Source organism: uncultured Umboniibacter sp., assembly GCF_947497555.1.
Classification (GTDB): domain Bacteria; phylum Pseudomonadota; class Gammaproteobacteria; order Pseudomonadales; family DSM-25080; genus Umboniibacter.
This window is the reverse complement of the sequence record NZ_CANMGY010000007.1, coordinates 123,166-142,594: the sequence shown is the minus strand read 5'-3', so window position 1 is coordinate 142,594 and position 19,429 is coordinate 123,166. Positions and strand designations below refer to the sequence as shown.

Annotated in this window: 21 protein-coding genes; 5 read left to right on the top strand and 16 right to left on the bottom strand. The window is 47.4% G+C overall.

Annotation, left to right across the window (positions count from 1 at the left end; translation table 11 throughout):
- Positions 1-80: 80 nt before the first annotated feature.
- Positions 81-425: a DUF1294 domain-containing protein gene (locus tag Q0698_RS09680; protein WP_298636225.1), complete on the bottom strand. Its 345-nt coding sequence runs from the start codon at positions 423-425 to the stop codon at positions 81-83.
- A gap of 164 nt (positions 426-589) precedes the next feature.
- On the opposite strand from Q0698_RS09680, the gene Q0698_RS09675 reads away from it, so the two are divergent.
- Entirely contained in the window at positions 590-1,357 is a 768-nt protein-coding gene (locus tag Q0698_RS09675) for a DUF5020 family protein (RefSeq protein ID WP_298636221.1), read from the top strand.
- Positions 1,358-1,523: 166 nt separating this feature from the next.
- On the opposite strand, the gene Q0698_RS09670 is transcribed toward Q0698_RS09675, so the two are convergent.
- Genes Q0698_RS09670 through Q0698_RS09605 form a run of 14 tightly spaced genes read right to left on the bottom strand, consistent with a single transcriptional unit; the run spans position 1,524 to position 14,454 of the window.
- Positions 1,524-2,216, bottom strand: a complete 693-nt coding sequence (locus tag Q0698_RS09670) for a general secretion pathway protein GspB (RefSeq protein ID WP_298636219.1) — start codon at positions 2,214-2,216, stop codon at positions 1,524-1,526.
- 1 nt (position 2,217) lies between these two features.
- Complete coding sequence (locus Q0698_RS09665; protein ID WP_298636217.1) at positions 2,218-3,708, bottom strand: AAA family ATPase; 1,491 nt, start codon at positions 3,706-3,708, stop codon at positions 2,218-2,220.
- 2 nt (positions 3,709-3,710) lie between these two features.
- On the bottom strand, positions 3,711-4,451 hold the full coding sequence (gspN, locus tag Q0698_RS09660) for a type II secretion system protein N (protein WP_298636214.1): 741 nt from the start codon (positions 4,449-4,451) through the stop codon (positions 3,711-3,713).
- Positions 4,448-4,906, bottom strand: a complete 459-nt coding sequence (gene gspM, locus Q0698_RS09655) for a type II secretion system protein GspM (RefSeq protein WP_298636212.1) — start codon at positions 4,904-4,906, stop codon at positions 4,448-4,450. The genes gspN and gspM overlap by 4 nt, the downstream gene beginning before the upstream one ends.
- Before the next feature lie 2 nt (positions 4,907-4,908).
- Positions 4,909-6,036, bottom strand: coding sequence for a type II secretion system protein GspL (gene gspL, locus Q0698_RS09650; RefSeq protein ID WP_298636210.1), 1,128 nt, complete (start codon positions 6,034-6,036; stop codon positions 4,909-4,911).
- Positions 6,036-7,031 carry a type II secretion system minor pseudopilin GspK gene (gene gspK / locus Q0698_RS09645; protein ID WP_298636209.1) on the bottom strand — a complete coding sequence of 332 codons (996 nt, stop codon included), beginning with the start codon at positions 7,029-7,031 and terminating at the stop codon, positions 6,036-6,038. The genes gspL and gspK overlap by 1 nt, the downstream gene beginning before the upstream one ends.
- On the bottom strand, positions 7,015-7,647 hold the full coding sequence (gspJ, locus tag Q0698_RS09640; protein ID WP_298636207.1) for a type II secretion system minor pseudopilin GspJ: 633 nt from the start codon (positions 7,645-7,647) through the stop codon (positions 7,015-7,017). Before gspJ ends, gspK begins: the two co-directional genes overlap by 17 nt.
- On the bottom strand, positions 7,637-7,999 hold the full coding sequence (gene gspI / locus Q0698_RS09635) for a type II secretion system minor pseudopilin GspI (protein ID WP_298636205.1): 363 nt from the start codon (positions 7,997-7,999) through the stop codon (positions 7,637-7,639). Before gspI ends, gspJ begins: the two co-directional genes overlap by 11 nt.
- A complete protein-coding gene (locus Q0698_RS09630) occupies positions 7,986-8,501 on the bottom strand; it encodes a prepilin-type N-terminal cleavage/methylation domain-containing protein (RefSeq protein WP_298636202.1) in 516 nt (171 codons plus the stop codon). The genes gspI and Q0698_RS09630 overlap by 14 nt, the downstream gene beginning before the upstream one ends.
- A gap of 9 nt (positions 8,502-8,510) precedes the next feature.
- Positions 8,511-8,945 carry a type II secretion system major pseudopilin GspG gene (gene gspG / locus Q0698_RS09625; RefSeq protein WP_298636200.1) on the bottom strand — a complete coding sequence of 145 codons (435 nt, stop codon included), beginning with the start codon at positions 8,943-8,945 and terminating at the stop codon, positions 8,511-8,513.
- Positions 8,942-10,159: a type II secretion system inner membrane protein GspF gene (gspF, locus tag Q0698_RS09620; protein WP_298636198.1), complete on the bottom strand. Its 1,218-nt coding sequence runs from the start codon at positions 10,157-10,159 to the stop codon at positions 8,942-8,944. Before gspF ends, gspG begins: the two co-directional genes overlap by 4 nt.
- A complete protein-coding gene (gene gspE / locus Q0698_RS09615; protein WP_298636196.1) occupies positions 10,156-11,661 on the bottom strand; it encodes a type II secretion system ATPase GspE in 1,506 nt (501 codons plus the stop codon). The genes gspF and gspE overlap by 4 nt, the downstream gene beginning before the upstream one ends.
- Before the next feature lie 2 nt (positions 11,662-11,663).
- Positions 11,664-13,580, bottom strand: coding sequence for a type II secretion system secretin GspD (gene gspD, locus Q0698_RS09610; RefSeq protein ID WP_298636193.1), 1,917 nt, complete (start codon positions 13,578-13,580; stop codon positions 11,664-11,666).
- A gap of 28 nt (positions 13,581-13,608) precedes the next feature.
- The gene (locus Q0698_RS09605; protein WP_298636191.1) at positions 13,609-14,454 is read right to left on the bottom strand and encodes a type II secretion system protein N; all 846 of its coding nucleotides are present in this window, start codon (positions 14,452-14,454) and stop codon (positions 13,609-13,611) included.
- Between the two features lie 473 nt (positions 14,455-14,927).
- On the opposite strand from Q0698_RS09605, the gene Q0698_RS09600 reads away from it, so the two are divergent.
- Positions 14,928-15,521, top strand: coding sequence for a TetR/AcrR family transcriptional regulator (locus tag Q0698_RS09600; RefSeq protein WP_298636189.1), 594 nt, complete (start codon positions 14,928-14,930; stop codon positions 15,519-15,521).
- 110 nt (positions 15,522-15,631) lie between these two features.
- Here the strand turns inward: Q0698_RS09600 and Q0698_RS09595 are convergent, their stop codons facing one another.
- Positions 15,632-16,081 carry a GNAT family N-acetyltransferase gene (locus Q0698_RS09595; RefSeq protein ID WP_298636187.1) on the bottom strand — a complete coding sequence of 150 codons (450 nt, stop codon included), beginning with the start codon at positions 16,079-16,081 and terminating at the stop codon, positions 15,632-15,634.
- 120 nt (positions 16,082-16,201) lie between these two features.
- Here Q0698_RS09595 and Q0698_RS09590 point away from each other — a divergent pair, with 120 nt between their 5' ends.
- The 3 genes from Q0698_RS09590 (at position 16,202) to Q0698_RS09580 (ending at position 19,428) form a co-directional block, all read left to right on the top strand.
- Entirely contained in the window at positions 16,202-16,915 is a 714-nt protein-coding gene (locus Q0698_RS09590) for a 16S rRNA (uracil(1498)-N(3))-methyltransferase (protein WP_298636185.1), read from the top strand.
- Positions 16,916-17,256: 341 nt separating this feature from the next.
- Complete coding sequence (gene imuA, locus Q0698_RS09585) at positions 17,257-18,006, top strand: translesion DNA synthesis-associated protein ImuA (RefSeq protein ID WP_298636183.1); 750 nt, start codon at positions 17,257-17,259, stop codon at positions 18,004-18,006.
- A 3-nt stretch (positions 18,007-18,009) separates the two neighbouring features.
- Positions 18,010-19,428, top strand: a complete 1,419-nt coding sequence (locus Q0698_RS09580; RefSeq protein WP_298636181.1) for a DNA polymerase Y family protein — start codon at positions 18,010-18,012, stop codon at positions 19,426-19,428.
- Position 19,429: the final 1 nt, after the last annotated feature.

Sequence of the window (19,429 nt, the reverse complement as noted above, 5' to 3'; positions counted from 1 at the left end):
TGCTTGCTAGACAAGCCATGAGCTTAGGCTCTGCCATCTGCCCACCCAATCTCGCCAACTAACAACTTGGTTGTGGTCGTTTAGAACAGCCAAACTACGAAGTACAGCAATATAAGATTTAATAATACTGCGCAATAGTAAGCTAGCTGAAAAGACCACTTTGAGGTTTTGTGACGCAATTGCACCTTAGCAAGAGATGCTCCAATCCAGCCCCCTGCCGCTGCTACTAGCAGTAAAAAATGTTCGGGAATACGTTGCTCACTTTGCTCAGCTAAACGTTTATCTATGTAGAAAACGACATAACCAATTAAGGCCATCACTAAGATATACGCGATAACCATTGGTGAAATCAAATTAATCAAATGCGCTGCTAGAAGCACCCCTAAGAAAGCTGTACTAATTATTAGTAGAAGCCATTTGTTCATCGCTTACCCCTCTTCCCTATCTATCGTTAGTATTCCTGAAGCTCGAAGACGTTGACGCTTAGATAGTTTAGTTGATGTACCAGCAATCCCTGTAACTTTTTACTTAGTCTTGCTAATTTAGCCCGATTTGCTAAAGTGCCCGCATCAAAAACAAGGGTGATATTATGAAACTGATTACAACTTTAGCGGCGTCTACCGTAGCTTCAATCGCACTTTCTTCGACTGCGAAGGCCGATATGATTCTCTGGAGTGACATGAGTGTCACTGGGCTAACAGGCAGCGGTTATGAAGTTGACGCTGAACGTCAGCATACCGGAACTTTTGAATATGTAGCCGGCACCACGTGGGGTGATGTGTTCGTATTCTACGATGCGACGTCCTATGATTCTGACACTCAGGACAACATCGGTTTCTACGGTGAAATTTCTTCGCGTATTAGTATGAATAAAGCATTTGGCGCCGAACTTGGTGGCGACGTGCTTGCAGATGTGTTGCTCGCATTTACCCTAGAGAACGGCCGTGGTGATGTTGAAACATTCCTCTCGGGTGTTGGTTTTGACTGGAATGTACCGGGCTTCAACTTCGTTCAAACTAACGTTTACTACCGTTCTGGTATCAATACCGATTCAGATGGTTTCCAGTTAACGCCTGTTTGGAATATGGACTTTAAGGTTGGTAACTCCAAAATTGTCTTTGATGGCTTTGCTGATTGGGTTTTCAACACGAGTGATGATCAGTATGCAACCAATCTACACATCAACCCACAGTTAAAGTATGACCTGGGTATGGCGCTTAATGGTGAGAGCGGTGCGAACAAGCTTTACGTTGGTGTTGAGTTAGACTACTGGAAAAATAAGTACGGTATTGAAGATTCTCAGTTCTTCACGACTAACCAAACTGCGGCAAGCCTATTGGTTAAGTACCACTTCTAACCCCCTTTGTGGAGAAGTGAAAAGAGAATGGGAAGCTGTTAGTGCTTCCCATTTTTTTTGCGAAGCTTAAAGCCACTACCTGCTTTCAAAGCAAACGTTTGCAAAACTCACGCTACTACCGGCGGCTCATTGCTTTTTAAGTACGCTCGCCATAACTAGCCACTAATTACTGCTTAAGCTGCAGCTCCCAGTCCTGAAGTGCTTCAATTCGAAACAGGGTTCCACGTGCTTTAAATATCACACCCTGCTCCACTAGCGCTTGAACCTGAGCAATTCCTAGGAAGCGACCAGCCTCTAGACGTTCACCGTTAATAAAAGCGAAGCCTTCGCCCGATTCGGGATTGTAAACGTGGGCACTGTAATTTATTTCTTCCAGTTCTAGCATCAAGTCTAGCGGCAAGTCAGCGATAGATGTAGCCTCCTGCCAAAGCGCCTCAGCAGCCCTAGTAGTCTCAGCAGACATATTCACTGCATCAACGTCCTCAGCTTGCCCCACCTCTGCGTAAAGCGCCTCGGTTTCTGAGCTAACAGGCGTTACAGGTAGAGATTCTCCGTCCTGTGAAGGCTGCGGACTCTCTTCAGGCCATATTGCCGAATCACTTATCGGTTGATTACCACTAACAGGTGCCGGCGCGACCCCGCCAGCTAGATTATCCTCAGAGAGGTTCAAGCTTATATACACAGCGACACCAACGATAACACTGACACTCGCTAACACTATACTACTCAAAAGCCACGCGGATCGGCCCGTCGAGCCTCTAGTATCACTTAAGGCTTCTGAGGCATAATCTGATAACTCAACATTTCGCTCAGGACTTTCTCCCTGCGCCTTCTCAATAGCTTTGAGTAAAGAAGACATATTATTCTCCTAAAGCCCGTTGGAGATAGAAGAAACTCAAGGCATCCATATCGCCCGTTTCCTCTAATTCATGCTGTTGTTGAAAGAACCTAATACGCTGGCTAAGTGCGGAGTTGAATTCACCGTCACTCAACCCACTATCTTGCTGATCGAGTTCGGCGAACATCGTGGCTAACTGTCTAATGTCGTTCGACGAACTAACGTTAGAGATCGGCAGAGGCCCTACCTCTAACGGCTCCCAAATTAATATATATTTACCACTTAGCTTGGCGACTAAGGAAACTCTATCCACAGTTTTACTACCGCTACTTGTGTGTAATTCACGCTGGGTGTCGTTTCCATTACCTAGCACAAAATAGCCACCATCGGTCGTTTCGGCGGCAATAGGTACTTGGAAGAAGGCTAACTTCGTCGGCGGAAGAAATCCCTCGTCACAGCGTTGCGGCAAGACGATGAAGCCACAGCGGTTTTCACCTCGATAAACACCCATTGAGCTCTGCAGGAGCCGAACAGCTTCGTTCTTCGGGACACTATCACTTGTCGTTAACTGCAATCCCAGCCAGCCCACTGCTATTGCAAGTACAACGAAGGTAAGCGAGACCATTAAGCCAACACGCGATGAGGTCGATTTTTCTGCAGAGACCGTCCAGTCAGCAACTTCGGCCGCCGCATCGAGGAGGTTCGATTTTTTAACACTACGTTGGTGTTCACCGTAGGTAATGAGTAATGAACGCTCTAACAGGCTGTTAATCGCTCTTGGAACACCCCCGCTTAAACGGTGGATATGAGCAATAAGTCGACCGGGAATCAGATCACCCGGGTTCGCGACACCCACCGTCTGTAAGCGGCAATATACATACTCCTTGCACTGTTTTTTATCTAACGCGCGGAGGTGAGGTCGATAGGTTATTCGTTGTGCAAGCTGGCGAAGTTTCGGCTGTTGTATCAACTGACGGAGCTCAGGTTGGCCCACAAAAATGATGAGTAATAGTTTTTGCGAGTCCGTTTCAATATTAGTCAGGAGGCGAAGTTGTTCTAAGGCGTTAAAACTCAAATGTTGAGCTTCATCAATAATTAACACCGTCTTCTTGTCCTGGCTAAAGTTTTCGATGAGTTGGTCACGAAGCGCATTAAAGCAGCGGCTCTTTAATGATGAACCGTCGCTGTCTGGAACCTTCACCGCGAACTCACGGCAAATTTCGACCATCAACTCTTCATCATTGAGGAGAGGGTTAAGGATGATTCCATATTCAACGGCATGATTTGCATCGCTAACCAAGCGCCTAATGATGGTAGTCTTGCCGGTGCCGACCTCACCACTAAACAGCACTAGGCCACTGCCGCTGGCAATACTCAGCTCAAGATTCGCCAACGCATCGCGGTGAAAGTGGCTCCAGTAGAGTAATGATGGGTCGGGTGCTATAGAAAACGGCGTCTTCGAAAATCCGAAGTACTGGCAGATAACATCTTGCATTAGCCGTTGCTCGTTCATGACTAGATTGCCCCCGATAGGCTTAACGCGTAGATACCTGGGCCGGTTCTACGACCAATTAGCGCGAGACCATCATGGATACGTTCATCATTAACCTGCTGAGCGCCGACAATTAAATTACAACGATAGCGGTTACCCCTAAGCTCACATTCACCGTCAATTTCGTACAGTGATTCGACACTTGTAGGAGCAATAACAAGCGCTCCATCGTTAGCGCTTAGTTCGCCAGCGAAATCACCTAAATCAAGGGAGAACTCTCCGGCGTTGACAGTAAGGTCTGTGATTAGAACTCTGCCGACTAGTGCTTCAATCCGCATATCTAAGTCCCATACCGCAGACTCTACTAATAGCGTAGTATCGAAAGAGTAATTGGGCTGTGAAACACGGTAATCACCCTGCAATTGATGAACGCCAAGCTGTTCTCCGGCTTGATAGACCTGAGCAGTCGCGAATCCAGCGGAATCTTCCACTCGGAGACTGACGTGAGGGCCAATTCCCGAGCCCAGACCGCTAGATATACTCCATGTTAACGAATCAATAGCCAGCCCGTAGCCAGAACTCGAAACCAATCCGTTGCTAGCCGCTCCCGACCATAAAGACCCATCGACACGCTGGAAGGTACAATCTACTCGAGCGAATTGACAGCCAGCTAAAACTAAGCTGGCCGGTGTTTGCAGGATGATGAACGCAGCGGTAAGAAAAATAATCCCCGAGCTTAGCAGCGTAAGTTTTAGTTTTGTCATTGGGTACTCAGCTGCATGCTAATCGCCAACTGCCCCTCTTGATCCACGGTAAGTGACATCGCTGTAACGTCTAAACTATGCACCTTTAACTTGCTAAGCCAAGCACCAAAATCCTCCTCGGTTATATTGCTAATCGTCAGCTGAAGACCGCTGGAATTCGGTCGAATAGAGTCATACTCAACGTCTGCATCTCGGCCGATTCGATTTACCAAAGTCGCTAGATTTCCGCTAACCCTAGCGCCACCCACATTGCCTTTGATGACGGGTAGTAGCTGCTGCATCTGCGTTAACTGCGAACGGAGTTGTTGAATTTGGCGTTCTGTATTGGCATTAGTCTTAAGCAACGAATTCACACCGCTAATTACTATCCAAGCAGCGATTGCGATGGACATTATGGCCAAGGCTCTGCGGTCACGCGTACTAATCGAATTCCAGTATTGCTGTAAATTTCTCATGTTTATTGCTCCACCTGAATACGGGCTGAAGTCACCCCATTTCGTGACTGTGAAGATTGAATCTGCACTTGCAAACCGCGGGACTGCAAAGCAGTACTAAAGCGATCGAGCGCCGCAAAATCGTCCGCTTCCAAGACGATATTAAGCGCTCGGGAACCCGCTCGAAGGTCAACACGTTGGAAACGAATATCACTATGATTCGCCAGGATGTCAGAAAGCTGCGCCAACGAAATATACACATCGTTGACGGATAGGGATGAAGATTGCGACGCTAACGCTTGAAGTTGGCTATAGGCATTCACAATACGCCCTTGAGGCACTACCTCTCGGAAGAGCGCAACCTGCGCATTCTGAAGCGCAGTCTTCTCCTCGCTAAGTTTCCACGCACTCATACCAAACAGGAGAATTTCTGCGCTGACTAATACCGCCGCCAAGATCGCAATTCGCTTGTACCTGTGCCAATATTTTTTAAGATTGATTGCCGGCCCGTAACCGCGTACCGCAAGATTGGTGCGTAATCGAGATAACAATAACCAATAACTGGTTTCGCTAACGTCAACGATCTCGGCAAAATCCTCATGCATATACTCAGTCTTGATTAGGGTGCTTGCGGCAGGTAAGGCGCTCGCTGCGACCAGCGCTTGATAGCTAGAGGCTTCGAGTGAGACAGTGACGCCATTTCGTCTCAATAACAGCTCGATACCAGCAATCATTACGCCGTCCTGAACCGCTAATTCAGACTCACTATATAGGGCTACAACCGATGCATTCTTAGAACTCAACTCATCGATCCAGCTATTAAGGTAATTAAACTTAACGCCGAAAAGTTGCTGTCGATCGTCTTCCTTTTCGCCTAATACGAGATGCAACTCACTAAGGTTGGTCGCTAACTGATCTTCGGCAAGATAGCCAATGCCATGGATATCGAGCTTGACGCCCTGAGGGAGCGTCACCCAGCATTCGACAGTTTGTGCACTCGGCACCAACAAACGCAGCTCAACTTGCTGCCCTTCCCATTCCACCGGCCAATCATCGCGATGACAGTGCCCACTGAGCCCTAACGCGCCATCGTGCCAGTAAAAGAAATCTCCATGTGGACGGAGCCATTTCTCCGTTCCTACTAATGTCATCACAACACTCCGTAGCTGCGTTGAATTACGTTAAGTTCAGACTCGCGCCGTTCTAGCAACGCGGTATATAAATAGGTTCTGGCACCAAACTGCATATCTGTTTCCAATTGGATATATTGGCTGCCAACTACCAAGCCTTCGGTACTGATAGTTTGCTCGCCCACCTTAATGGCTTCGCTAGTCGGCGACGCCACAAACTCGTTAACATCGTTAAACGGGATGGACGTTCGCTCCAACACCCAACCCTCTGCCAGAGACGCATCAAGCGGTGATAGCTGATCCGCAGTATTTAACGTCCGTAGTATTCTCGAACTGGTCAAATTCACATTCAATATTGGCTCAGCTGACGGTAGTGCCACCAACCAAGGGCGCAAACGCTGATAAAGTTCCGGGGTCACATGCCTCACCAGCTGGAGCTCACTGACACTCTCGAAGAACTGATTTGCAGTTCGATACGGTAACGGCGTCAAAGTCGTGTAATAGTTATTTTCTGCGCCATCTAACCCCGAAGTAAACGAATCTGGATCAAGCCAATCCTTTACCGCTACACAGATTGCCTCAGCTTCCGCCTGACTTAATGGCAGATCATCAAAGGTCTGTAACAATCGGATGAATCTTCGTTGAGCCACGGTATAGCTCTGTTGCTCACCAATATCACCACCCAGGGAGTTAATATTAAATCTCGCCGTCGCGTCATAAAGTGTGGCTTGAAGCGAACCACCATCAAGTAACATTGGCCCTGTTGGTTGTAGCCAAATATCCTCGGCGGAATCAACTTCGGTGTCATCATCATACGCTATCAACATCTCAGCCAGTGGCACAGTAGAATCTAACAATATTCGTGCCTGTTGCCGACTCAAACTGGTTTCGACACTACTCATAGTCCGAAAGAAGTCACTCTGAATTCGGCTTGCAATGACGGTTACCAAAACCACCACAACCAGAGCCGAAATGAGCGCTGCTCCGCGTTGAAACTTTCTAGTTGAGGTTAACAAGTAACTTAACCTCCCCGAGTGCAGCGGTCAAAATGGTGACTTCAATAGCTTCCGGGCGATCAATGTTTAGGCGCCCTGCTACGTTACTATCCCAGGCGTCGTAGGGAACAATTCGACCATTCTGATTGACTAAAAAGTTGAACTCAATCTCTTCAATACCCGTTAATAATTCTCGCTCGGTACTCGGCTCAGCTAATACACGGTCAAGTTGATACCAACTATCCCGCCATAGTGTGCCGTCTGCAATACGATAACGAACGCGCTCTAAACTCGTCGCCAGCTGTCGTGGAGATCGATAGCGACCACCGCGGCTCAGCTCTAAGAGCACTTCTCGGTCAATACCGCCCTCAATCGCCGCTCGTTGCTCGCCGTAGTTATCAGTAATCCCCCGTGCACGAAACTCGCTAATATCATCCTCTAGCGCGCTCATGGTCAGCTGATAGGCAACTAGTTGGTCTGCCGCCTCACCAACGCTTTCACTGCTATTCGCTGCAGCGACGAGGCTCTGGTAGCCGATCATTGCCATGAGTGAAGTGATCACCAAAGCCACTAACACCTCTACCAGTGTTAATCCATGCTGGTTAAAGGGAATTAACCCTCTAGAGCTACTCGCCATAGCGCTGAACCTCTAATAGCGGAGTAGATTCTTCGCCACGATAGACACTCAGAGTTAGTCGATCAAAACCATCGAGTTCAGTCGATTCACGGACAACTTCCCAACGCCACTCCTGACGCATCATCTCTAATTGACCTTCGTCGCTAGACCACTGGCGCTCGGTCTCGCCCCGTAATCGTTGATTCGCAATAATATAGTTGGCCACCCACTGCGCTTGAACTTTCGCGCGCGCAGCGACTACACCATCTACCTGAACACTAATCAGTCTTAACAACGCAGGTACGGCGACCGCCAAAACTAATAGCGCGACTAATACCTCTATGAGCGAGAAACCCGAGCTATTCCGCTTCATCGTACCAAGCCAAGGTTTGTCCGGTCTCGGAACTTATTTGGTAATCCTGCGAGCCCGACACCGTTACCATAAACGGCGTAAACTCGCCCGATGGCTGTACTATGACATCCGCGACTATACTAGCTAAGCGTTCCTCACTGGCAAGCTGAATTCCGATACCAGCAACCTCAAGTAACACACTGTTTTTACTGCCAAATGACTGAGTTCGTAACTGAGCACACTCACTCACCGACCACTGCTGCATCCGCTGATTTAACGCTAGGGCTTCAACTATTACGTTATCTTCCTTCTCTAACCATCGAAGTCCAAGTACCTGCCCGGATAGTCTCGCCTCGTCTGAGCAACTTAATAGCCAGTCGAAAATAGCTTTACGTTGGTCGGCTTCATTGTTGGTATTTGGAATTGCCAATGATGCAGCCGATACCATCACCGCAATGATAACTAAGACGACTAGTACCTCTACGAGGCTAAAGCCCTGTCCACGACGACCAGATCTGAGCATTTGAATACGTTACTCGTCGGTCCAATTACCGATGTCAGCATCAACGTCTTCACCGCCTTGCACGCCATCAGCACCGTAGCTAAAGATGTCGAATTTACGCCCATCCTGTCCAGGGCGAAGGTAGAGGTACTCATTCCCCCAGGGATCAACAGGCGTTTCCTCTAAATAACCTTCCTCGCGCCAATTTGCTGGCTCCGGAGCCATAGTTGGCTTTTCTACCAGTGCCATTAGCCCCTGTTCCGAGGTGGGGTAGTTATAGTTATCTAGGCGATACAGAGCGAGTGCACTCTCAATGGCGGCGAAATCAGCTTTAGCTTTACTCACCCGGGCTTCGTCCGCTCTGCCTAATAAATTGGGTGCCACTACTGACGCTAGGAGTGTCAGGATCACTAACACCACCATGATCTCAATTAAGCTAAAACCTGAGGATTTTGAATACTTCATAACTTCACCATATTATTCATTTCTAACATTGGCATGAGTACTGACATCACAATTGCCAGTACTACGCCTCCCATAATTAAAATCATCGCCGGTTCAATGAGCGTCATTGCTGCGGCTAATTTACCACTTAGTTCCCGCTCTTGATGCGTAGCAGCTCTATCTAACATTGGAGCTAAGTCACCACTGCGCTCGCCACTGCCGACCATATGAACCAACAGTAACGGATATGATTTACTATCGTTAAGCGCCTTGAATAAACTACTCCCCGCAATAACCTGTTCGGTCACTCGCTGGTTGGCGCGCTGCATCTCTAAATTTCCCATCACCTCGCCGGCAATTCTCAGCCCATCCACCAAATTGACACCTGAACCTACAAGAATACTCATAGTGGAGGCGAATCGAGTACCTTCGATACTACGAATGAGTGGGCCGACTACGGGCATATGCAGTAGCTTGGCATGATATACGGGCTTGATAGTCGAACGATTTAACCAGCGCTTAATTGCAATACCTAAGCCTACAAGCACGATTAAGGTAAGTAGCCCGTAGCTCACCAGGTAATCACTCATCGCAATGACAATTTCCGTTAAGGCTGGGAGTGCTTGGTTGGACTTCTGAAACACTGAAACAATTTCTGGTACTACCGACGTCATGAGGAACACCACGATACCGAGCGAAACCACCATCAAGACAATTGGGTAGGCCATTGCAGACTTCAACTTCTGCTGAGTATCCATCCGATTCTCTAAATAATCGGCAAGCTGCTCTAGCACCTGTCCGAGCAACCCCGAAGACTCGCCAGCTCTGATTAGCGCTCGGTACAAGGTATTAAAGCTCTTTGGGGCAACCGCTAAGGCTGCGGCTAAACTATGCCCCTCTAAAAGTTTGGCGCGAATAGACAATACTAAAGACTTAGTTGTCGCCTTCTCTGACTGTGCCGCGACGGTAGCTAAAGCTTCATCTAGCGGCATTCCAGCATCCACTAGTGTCGAAAGTTGACGGGTAAAGAGAGAAAGCTCTGAGCCCTTCATTGGGTTTCGCCAGAAACGCGCCTGACTAGTTCGTTCTTGTGCGGCTTGGCTCTCCACCAATTTCTCGACGAAAATACCCTGCTCACGAAGTTTGATACGAGCGCCTCGGGCCGTATCGGCCTCGATCACACCCTTTACGCGGCTTCCCTGAGGAGACCTGCCAACATAGCGATACGCGCTCACTGCTTCGAATCCTCAACCACACGCGCTACTTCGGCAGGCGTTGACCGTCCTGCGAGGACCAATTCACGACCACGTTGTGAAATAGAAACGGAGTTTAATCGTGCTGCTTTCTGTAGCTCGATATCACCTACGCCATCATGAATGAGCTGTTTCATTGTTTCACTTACTTCAACAAGCTCGTAGATAGCTTGGCGACCACGATAGCCAGTATGACTGCAACGTTGGCATCCTTCGCCCTTCTGCAAGCGAAGCGCTTCATCGGGTGCTATCCCAAGCCATTGTTTATCGGTTTCACTTGCTTGGTACTCGTGTAGACAATCTTGACAGTTTAATCGTACCAGCCGCTGTGCCATCACTGCGATCAGACTGGATGATAATAAAAAGGGCTCAACACCCATATCAGCAAGTCGACTAATAGCGCCAACCGCTGAGTTGGTGTGTAATGTTGAAAGTACTAAATGCCCTGTCAAACTCGCTTGCACGGCGATCTCTGCCGTCTCCACATCGCGAATCTCACCTACCATTACCACGTCCGGATCCTGTCGTAGAATGGCTCGAAGGCCCGCTGCGAAAGTCATCCCTACTTTAGTATTGACTTGAGTTTGGCCGATCCCATGGAGCATGTACTCAACGGGATCTTCAATGGTCATAATATTACGACCTGGCGCATTAATATGGCTTAGCCCAGCATAAAGTGAGGTTGTTTTACCAGATCCCGTTGGGCCGGTTACCAAAATAATTCCATGAGGCTGAGCCAGGAGATGCTTAAAGCGAGCTTCGTCATCGGATGGCATACGCAACTGATCAAGATCTAACTGACTACTTTGCTTATCGAGAATTCGTAATACAACACGCTCACCATATGCCGAAGGTAGCGTCGATACCCGAAGATCAATGGCATGCCCTGCAATTTTGACGGAAATTCGACCATCCTGAGGCACTCGTTTTTCGGCGATATCCAGCTTTGCCATCACCTTCAAACGCGACACCAATAATGGTGCGAGTACGCGTTTTGGAGAGAGTACCTCGGTTAACACACCATCAATACGGAAACGGATCACTAAACGTTGTTCAAAGGTTTCCACATGAATATCGGACGCTTGAGAATTAATGGCTTGCGCCAAGACGGCGTTAATTAAACGGATAACTGGCGCATCATCTTCCGAGGACATCAACTCTTCGGCATCGGGCATTGCATCAACCAAAGCACTGAGATCTTCATCTTCGCCCATCACGCCGGCGACTTCCTCAGCGCTATTCTCACCCGCCTGATAGATCTTGGTTAAACAAGTCTGAAACTCAGCTTTATCAATCCGCTCGACCGAGAACTTCCCGGCGGTCAGACGACTCGCTTCTCGAAGTACTATTTCACTAACCTGACCATGAAAAATCAAGGTAGGTATATCAGCTGTCCAGTCTAATACACACTGATATTGCTCGGCGAAATGATAGGGAAATAACCTTGCCCTAGGCTTGTCGACCAATACACCCTCTTCGGACATGGCTACTGCCCCTCTTGCTCATATTCAGGAAGAACGGGTTGAGCCATATCATCTAGAAACGTTGGATCTGCATTCGGCATTTCGTGCTGACGCTCACGAATATACTCGTATTTTCCTTCGGTAGTTTGCTGAAGCTGGCTACTATTTTCAATAACGGTAGCGCGGATAAACACGAGCAGATTGGTCTTAACTAGGCGATTACCGTTAGATCGGAAGAGGCGCCCTAGCAGAGGAATATCGCCAAGGAATGGTACCTTTTGCTCATATTGCTGCAGGTCATCCTGTATTAATCCGCCAAGTACCACGACTCCGCCATTATCGGCAATCACTTGAGTAGTGATATCACGCGTATTGGTAATCAGGTCGGAGGCATCTACGCCCGTATTTCCAGACAGACTTGAAACTTCCTGGAGGATATCCAAGACAATACGGTTATCACCGTTAACTCTAGGCGTGACAGTAAGCTTAATACCTACATCTTCGCGCTCAATGGTTTGGAACGGCGAGTCTGGATTGCTACTACTACCCTGCGAGGTATAAGAACCGGTCACGAACGGGACGTTTTGACCAACATTGATAATTGCTTCACGGTTATCCATGGTTAGAACACTGGGCGTAGAGAGAATATTTGCGCCATTCTCTTCCTGAAGCGCATTGATCAACACATTGAAATTAAAGGTGCCATTAATGCCGGAAAAGCCCAAGGTTTGGCCTTCAATTGCTGATAGCGCCGCGCCTAACGCGGGAATATCAGGCGTACCACTATCTCCGATGGCAGCAGCCGTCACATTGCCAATACTGGCATCACTTCCCGGCGTAGCGGAACTACCGTAGACGCCATTATCGGTATCAGCAAACAGCCACTGAACACCGAGCTCTTTACCCGCTGTATCCTGAAGTTCAACAATAATTGCTTCAACTAAAACCTGTGAACGTTCTACATCAAGGCGTTTAATAATATCTTCAAGTGTGGCTAGCTCGGTGGGTTCGCCAGTTAGAATTAATGCATTGGTTTGCTCGTCGGGTTCAATCTTAATCGCTCTACCGTTAGATTCACCAGCACCGCCCACTACCCCGCGAACCGAGGTAGCGACATCTGCTGCAAGTGCGTACTCCAAGTAAATAACACGACTATTGCTTTCGGCCATCACCGCAGTATCAAGTTGAGCAACGAGTTCACGAACTCGTTGGCGGGCCATGGGGTCCCCGGTAACTAGCAGTCGGTTCGCACGAGCATCCGCAGTGACGTTTGCAATCTTCACCCCGGCATTACTTTCATCTCCCAATAGCGCTGATTGCACTAGATCGGCCATCGTTTGGGCGTTGGCATGAGTCAGGTTAATGACCTCGGAGCTATCTAGGACGCTTCGATCAAAGGCTTCAATAAGATCTCGAATTCGCGCTGCATTGGCAGCCGAATCGGTAATTACAATGGAGTTACTCGGGTCATAGGCTGCGAGGTGAGCCTCCGGGGGCACCATTGGCCGCAGGACGGGTAACAATTGAGTGGCAGACACGTTATTCACTTTGATGACCTGCGTGACTAATCTCGCTGACTGAGCATCGCTGCTTTGACTGTTGGAAAGTGGCACGCTCGACATCCGAGTTTCTGCTTTCGGCAGGACTCGCACTACCCCATTGTTCTCAATGGCCACGAAATTGTGGACTTCGAGAACGGAAAGAAATAGCTCATAGAGATCATCGGCATCTAACGGCTGTTCCGAGACGACCATGACACGTCCATTTACTAACGGATCAACAATAATCGTTTTGCCGGTAACGTCAGCGACAAAGCTGATAACTTCCTTTAGATCAGTATCTCGAAAGTTGACCGTTAATTCTTGCTCTTGAGCAATAGTGAAGTTCGGCGCCAGCAGCAACCCTGCTAAGCAACCTTGAAAATGGCGTTTGAAACGCATGTATCCTCTCCTAGTGGAGCTCTAGTTATTATTGTGCAAGCAAAGAGCTCAGTAATTCTTGTGTAAACGCTACCTGCCGTTGATCACCCTCACGTGAGATGGTCAGTTCTAATCGCTCAGAGGTTTTTAGCGCAGACTCAATGGATGTCATCGATGTCATACCACTTAGTGGTTCTCCATTAATAGCCACCACCATATCGCCAGCTTGGAGCTCAAATAGCTCAAATAAGCGTGTATTCCGTCCCGGAGTTATCACTAAACCTGATAATGTGCGGCCATCGAAGCTTGGCGTTACTTGTACAAATTCATCAAGCTTAGCCATCACTTCGCTTTCATCAATACTACCACTGTCATTTGGCAAGTTAACTAGACTGGGCGAGCTCAGCCTGACATCTATACCGCTGAATTCTTCATCATCGAGGCTAATCTTTTCACGTATCCCATTGTTACTTACGACAACGGTTTTATCATAGATTTCATCAATCAACACCGTTCCCGAGACGGGTAACGTGTCATCAATCTTATAAACTCGTTGAGTACCGTTTATGTTTAGGATTGCCCCGCTAAGCTCGGGATCACTACTGGCAATCACAGCACTCAAAGTAAGCTGTAAATTTGACTCTCTTAGCGCATCCAGATTGGTCATAGCCGAAGATTGAGAAAGTGCTTCATCTATAAGCTTGGCATTACTGGCAGCCTCATCAGCAAAAATGTCAATCTTTGTTCCGCTACTTCGCTGAGAGGGCTCGTCAGGTGTATTCACAATAACAACAGATTGGGTGTTAAATTCACTTGCTGGTGTTATGAACAGCCAAAATACATGAGCTAGGCGCCAACAGAGCCATACTATCGCCGCCACTGTTAACAAAATCATGATGTATCGTTTATTTATAATTTTGGCTGTATTCACCGGATCCCTTTATCAGCAAAGCTTCATCTCGCTGTAACATACACATCAATTGTTACAATTTTGTGAGCTAATAATTGCTGTTTCCGTTTGCGTAATGCTTAGTTCTAACGAGGCTCGTTAATTTTTGTTAGCGGTAGTGCTTTATGTGTTAATGCAACCTGCTGAGCTCAATTATTTTAGTGCTTATAGTGTAATCAATAGAACTTAGATCATTGCCTTTGCAACTTAATTCTAATTTATAGGGCTGCCCCCTTTCATGCAAGTAATTCAATGCTTTTGAGCTAACAAGAACTAAAGGATCCCAAGACTTTCATGTATAGGTAGTAGTACTTGCAGTGACCCGCTAGACCCGCTAGACTAAACCCGAAAAATGAAAAGCATTCAGAGTTTAAATTTACTGCTTTGCTAATAAATATAATAAAACAATGAGAGCCCATATGACCGATAACCAAGGTATCGATACCCCTAAGCGTCCGCGAGGGCCTAATCTGCGAAAACGAGAACGCACTCGAAATAAGCTGATCGAAGCAGCGGAAATGCTACTATTAACGAAGCCTGCTGATGAAATTACCATCCAAGAAATTACGGTTACCGCCGAAGTGGCTCTCGGGACGTTCTATAACTACTTTATTAGTAAGACCTCAATGATGAGTGCCGTTGCCGATAAACTAATTGATGGTGCAGTATCGCGAGTCATTGTGGATATTGATGAAGTGAAAGTGAGCGATGCAAGTGCTCGATTACGCATTGGTTTTGATCTCTTACGTGACAATATCACTAATGATCCAAACTTAGGCTTCTTGATACTTGAAGCCGGCCTACCACTGCACAACTTCATTGCTGGAATTGAAGTCCTAATAGATCGCACCATAGGCGACCTTCACTTAGACACGGCACAATCCAGCCTCGTCAGTGGCGCTGCAGCCAACCTGTTAATCAAACACTACACGGGGCATTTGAAAGCTTCATCTGCTGACATGCTTATCAGCATGGTAGATGCCCTAAGCAATCGTGAAGCGGCATTAGCCTAACTAGCTTGCAGGTCTAGCGTTTCTTACCCAGCGCTAGGCTTATTCAGCTTCGCAGTTCGCGCCTCACGTCTCTCATCTCTCGCTTCACGCCTTCCCGGCCACCGATGAAATTACTCCCCCTTGAGGGTCATCGTAATATGCGGGATGCCATCTTCCAGATATTCATCAGAACTTTGGATGAAGCCCAGCTTCCCATACATGCCCGCAAGGTGCGACTGAGCGCCAATCTTAATGTCATGATTACCAAATAGCTTTCGTACTTCAATAATTGAGCGCTCCATTAACTCATAACTCAAACCGGTCCCTCGAGCTTCCGGGACAATCACTACACGCCCTATCGACAGTGCCGCAGAATAACTAATACCGGCATCAATTAGACGGGTATACGCAACCACTTCATCGTTATCGACACCGTAAAAATGCCACACCTCTGGATCAATCCCATCTATATCCGGAAAAGCACAATCCTGTTCAACGACGAAGACATCCTGACGCAACTTAAGAATTTGATACATATGCTTTGCGCTGAGCTCCGCAAATGACTGGCAATACCACTCCACTGGCCTCTCCTTTCGCTAACTGAGTACCCACCTGGCTATATTGCCTTGGCGAGAAATTAAATTGGCGACTATTTAATTGAAAAACTATCGCCTATGGTTCCCTAGCGCTAGAATAGCGCTATGAATCTACTTTTACTATTCCCAAGCGATCTCCGCGACAACAACGTTGTTCGTATTTCAGATCACCGCCTGCAACACATTCTATTGGTTCACCGAGCGAGCGTGGGCGATTCAATACGAGTCGGGATGGTCGATGGGCTCATTGGTAGCGGCATCATTGAACAATTGAATGAGCAGTCTGCAGAAATTCGTTTTACGCTGGACACTCCCCCGCCACCCAAGAAGCCGCTGCGTATCATTTTGGCTCTGCCACGCCCAAAGATGCTCAAACGGATTCTACAAACGATTACCTCAATGGGGGTTGAAGAACTCTATCTCATCAACAGCTATCGTGTTGAAAAGAGTTTTTGGCAAACTCCAATTCTCTCGGAGCAGGGTCTACTAGAGCAATTGACTCTTGGGCTTGAACAGTCCAGAGATACCCAACTACCAAAAATTGAACTTCGTAAGCGCTTTAAACCATTCGTTGAAGATGAGTTACCTGACCTAATTGAGAACAGCTATCCCTTAGTGGCACATCCAGGTGTAGAAGCACCAATACCTCATTCGCTGAACAAACCCTGCACACTAGCTGTTGGCCCAGAAGGCGGCTTTATTCCCTATGAAATAAGCAAATTTAAAGAAGTTGGTTTTAACTGTGGCCATATGGGGCCAAATATTCTACGCGTTGAGACGGCTATCCCAGCGCTCATTGCCTCACTCTATAACTGGTAGCAATTCTTCAGTAGCACTCTAAGACTCACAGCGCCATTACCACTTTCCAGCAAAGCAACTCAAGCACTACCTATTAGCTAGTTATCTGCCAGTCCCAATCGCCACTCGTAGCTGGCGGCTGAGACGCCAAGCCTCAATCTTACAACTTTTAGCTAACTTCCTATTGCCATCCCTGCGGCGTGCCTGTTATGAGGGGTAGTGACGAGATAGTGACGAGAGAGCCTTAAGCGCTTTGCACTAAAAGTCCTGAATCCTTGTCCACGAAGAAAAAAGTTTGCAATCTCCACTTTATACTGTATAAATAAACATACTGTATATAAAAACAGTTAACGGAGATAAGCATGAAAGCAGAACTTAAAGACATTATCGACTCTAGGCATGATATTTGGTGCGTAAAGAACCAAAGCACCCGATTGACACTCAAGGCTGTTGATACCCACTACCGCCCGCTTAACGATCAGCTAGAACAAGGTGGTTGGCCAATGTCTGTTGCTACGGAACTATTATGCTCTCAGCATGGTGGCGGCGAATTAAGTTTTTTGCTTCCTGCTATTGCCAAACTTAGTCAGACTGAAAAATGGGTGGCTTTTATTGCCCCACCCTTCACACCCTACGGCCCTGCCCTAGAGGCAGCTGGCGTAAATAGTAGTCGAGTCCTCATGATTCACCCACGTAACAGTAAGGAGCTACTTTGGGCTACTGAACAAGCTTTGAAAGCGGGTACATGTAGCGCAGTGATCTCATGGTTTGGTAATCATGACATCGCAACTAAGGACCTCCGCCGTATCCAACATGCTGCTAAAAGCAGTGACTGCCTGCATATTCAGTATCGTGACAGCCGCTTTGCAGAACAGCCATCTCCAGCAAAACTACGCCTTAGCTTAACGCCTAATGATGGGCAATTAGCACTTCAAGTCTTGAAGCAAACTGGCACCTGGGCAGGACAGCAGATAGAGCTACCTATAGACGAAGAAATTAGAGATAAGCAATGCAATGTCATTCAGCTTGAGGTGCCTAAGAGCAATCGTAGAAATGCTCTTCCTATGCCGTCACACAGTGACCCTGCTCAGCGTCAGATTGTATGGCAGTGACTGATGCTTTGGCTGTGCATTTATCTTCCATTACTGCCTGTAGAGGCTTATTCGCATAGCGCCAAGGCACCACTCGCAGTATCTGAAAATCATCGTATCAAGTTCTGTAATGCCCTGGCTTCAAGTCAGGGTATTCGTGCTGGACAATCTTTAGTCACAGCTTGGGCGCTATATTCCGAATTAGAAATTAAAGATCGAGATCACCAGAGCGAGTCTCTACGACTGCAACAACTCGCCGACTTTTGTCGAGCGTTTACCCCACATGTCAGCATCCCATCCGGTGACCGCTTATTACTAGATTTAACAGGCTGCCTTAACGTCCATGGTGGCTGGCTTAAACTAAAGGAAAAAATCCAAACTAGTCATCTGCTGACTACCCATCACCTGCAATTTGGCTTAGGTAATACGCCCGAAGCCGCCATCTTACTTAGTCACAACCTTAACTTTGATAGCGAAACAGTTATTCGAAATAACAGCATTGATCTCAGTAAAATACAGCATCTTATCAATGAGCAAACTATCGCAAACCTCAACTGTGATTCGAAAACCATTCAACGACTCGCTAATTTAGGGTTAAAAACCGTTGGCCAAGTTAAACAACTTCCCTCACACGCGCTCGGGCACCGACAAAGTCATTTTTTTATGGATTACCTAAGCCGCCTGTATGGCTTAAAGGGAGATGTGCGAAAACCTCATATCACCCCACCTCAGTTCCACGAGGAAAGCTACAGCCTACAATCCGTTAGTAACCTCAGTGAGATTCAACCGGCATTCGAGCTTCAGCTGGAAAAATTGCAGCGCTTTTTACGCCAACACCAGCAGCATTGTATCGAGCTACGCTGGCAGTTACGTAATGAGCAACGCTACCTACATCGCCTTCATATAGGGGTAGAAGCCTGTAAGAATAACGTGGCTTCTATGTTGAAGCTAACCCAGTTACAAAGTGAGAAACAACCTATCAAACGGGCGATCAATCAAGTGGCACTAGAGTCTGTCCATAGACCGTTAAGCCTTGAGATTGCCGACGATTTATTTCCAGAGTCTCTATCAAGGCCATTAGACCAACAGCTTGTGGAGACCCTTGAGGCAAGACTTGGTAGAGACCGAATCAGTTACCTTAAAACCCCAACAAGTCATCGCCCGGATGAGCTAGGAGCCGTTGATCAGGGCAGCTTAAATCATGCTAAGCGCCCTACTTGGTTGTTTAAGTCTCCCAAACTCATTCTTCAACGTGGCAAGCAAATGATCTTTGAAGGGCAGGTGTTAAATTTGCTTCAGGGCCCTGAACGCATCGACACTCAATGGTGGGATTCACGCTGCCAAAGAGACTATTACATAGCTAAGAGTGATCGAGGGCTGCGCTACTGGGTCTACAAAGACCTTATTAACCGCAGATGGTTTGTTCAGGGTATCTTCGCGTAGT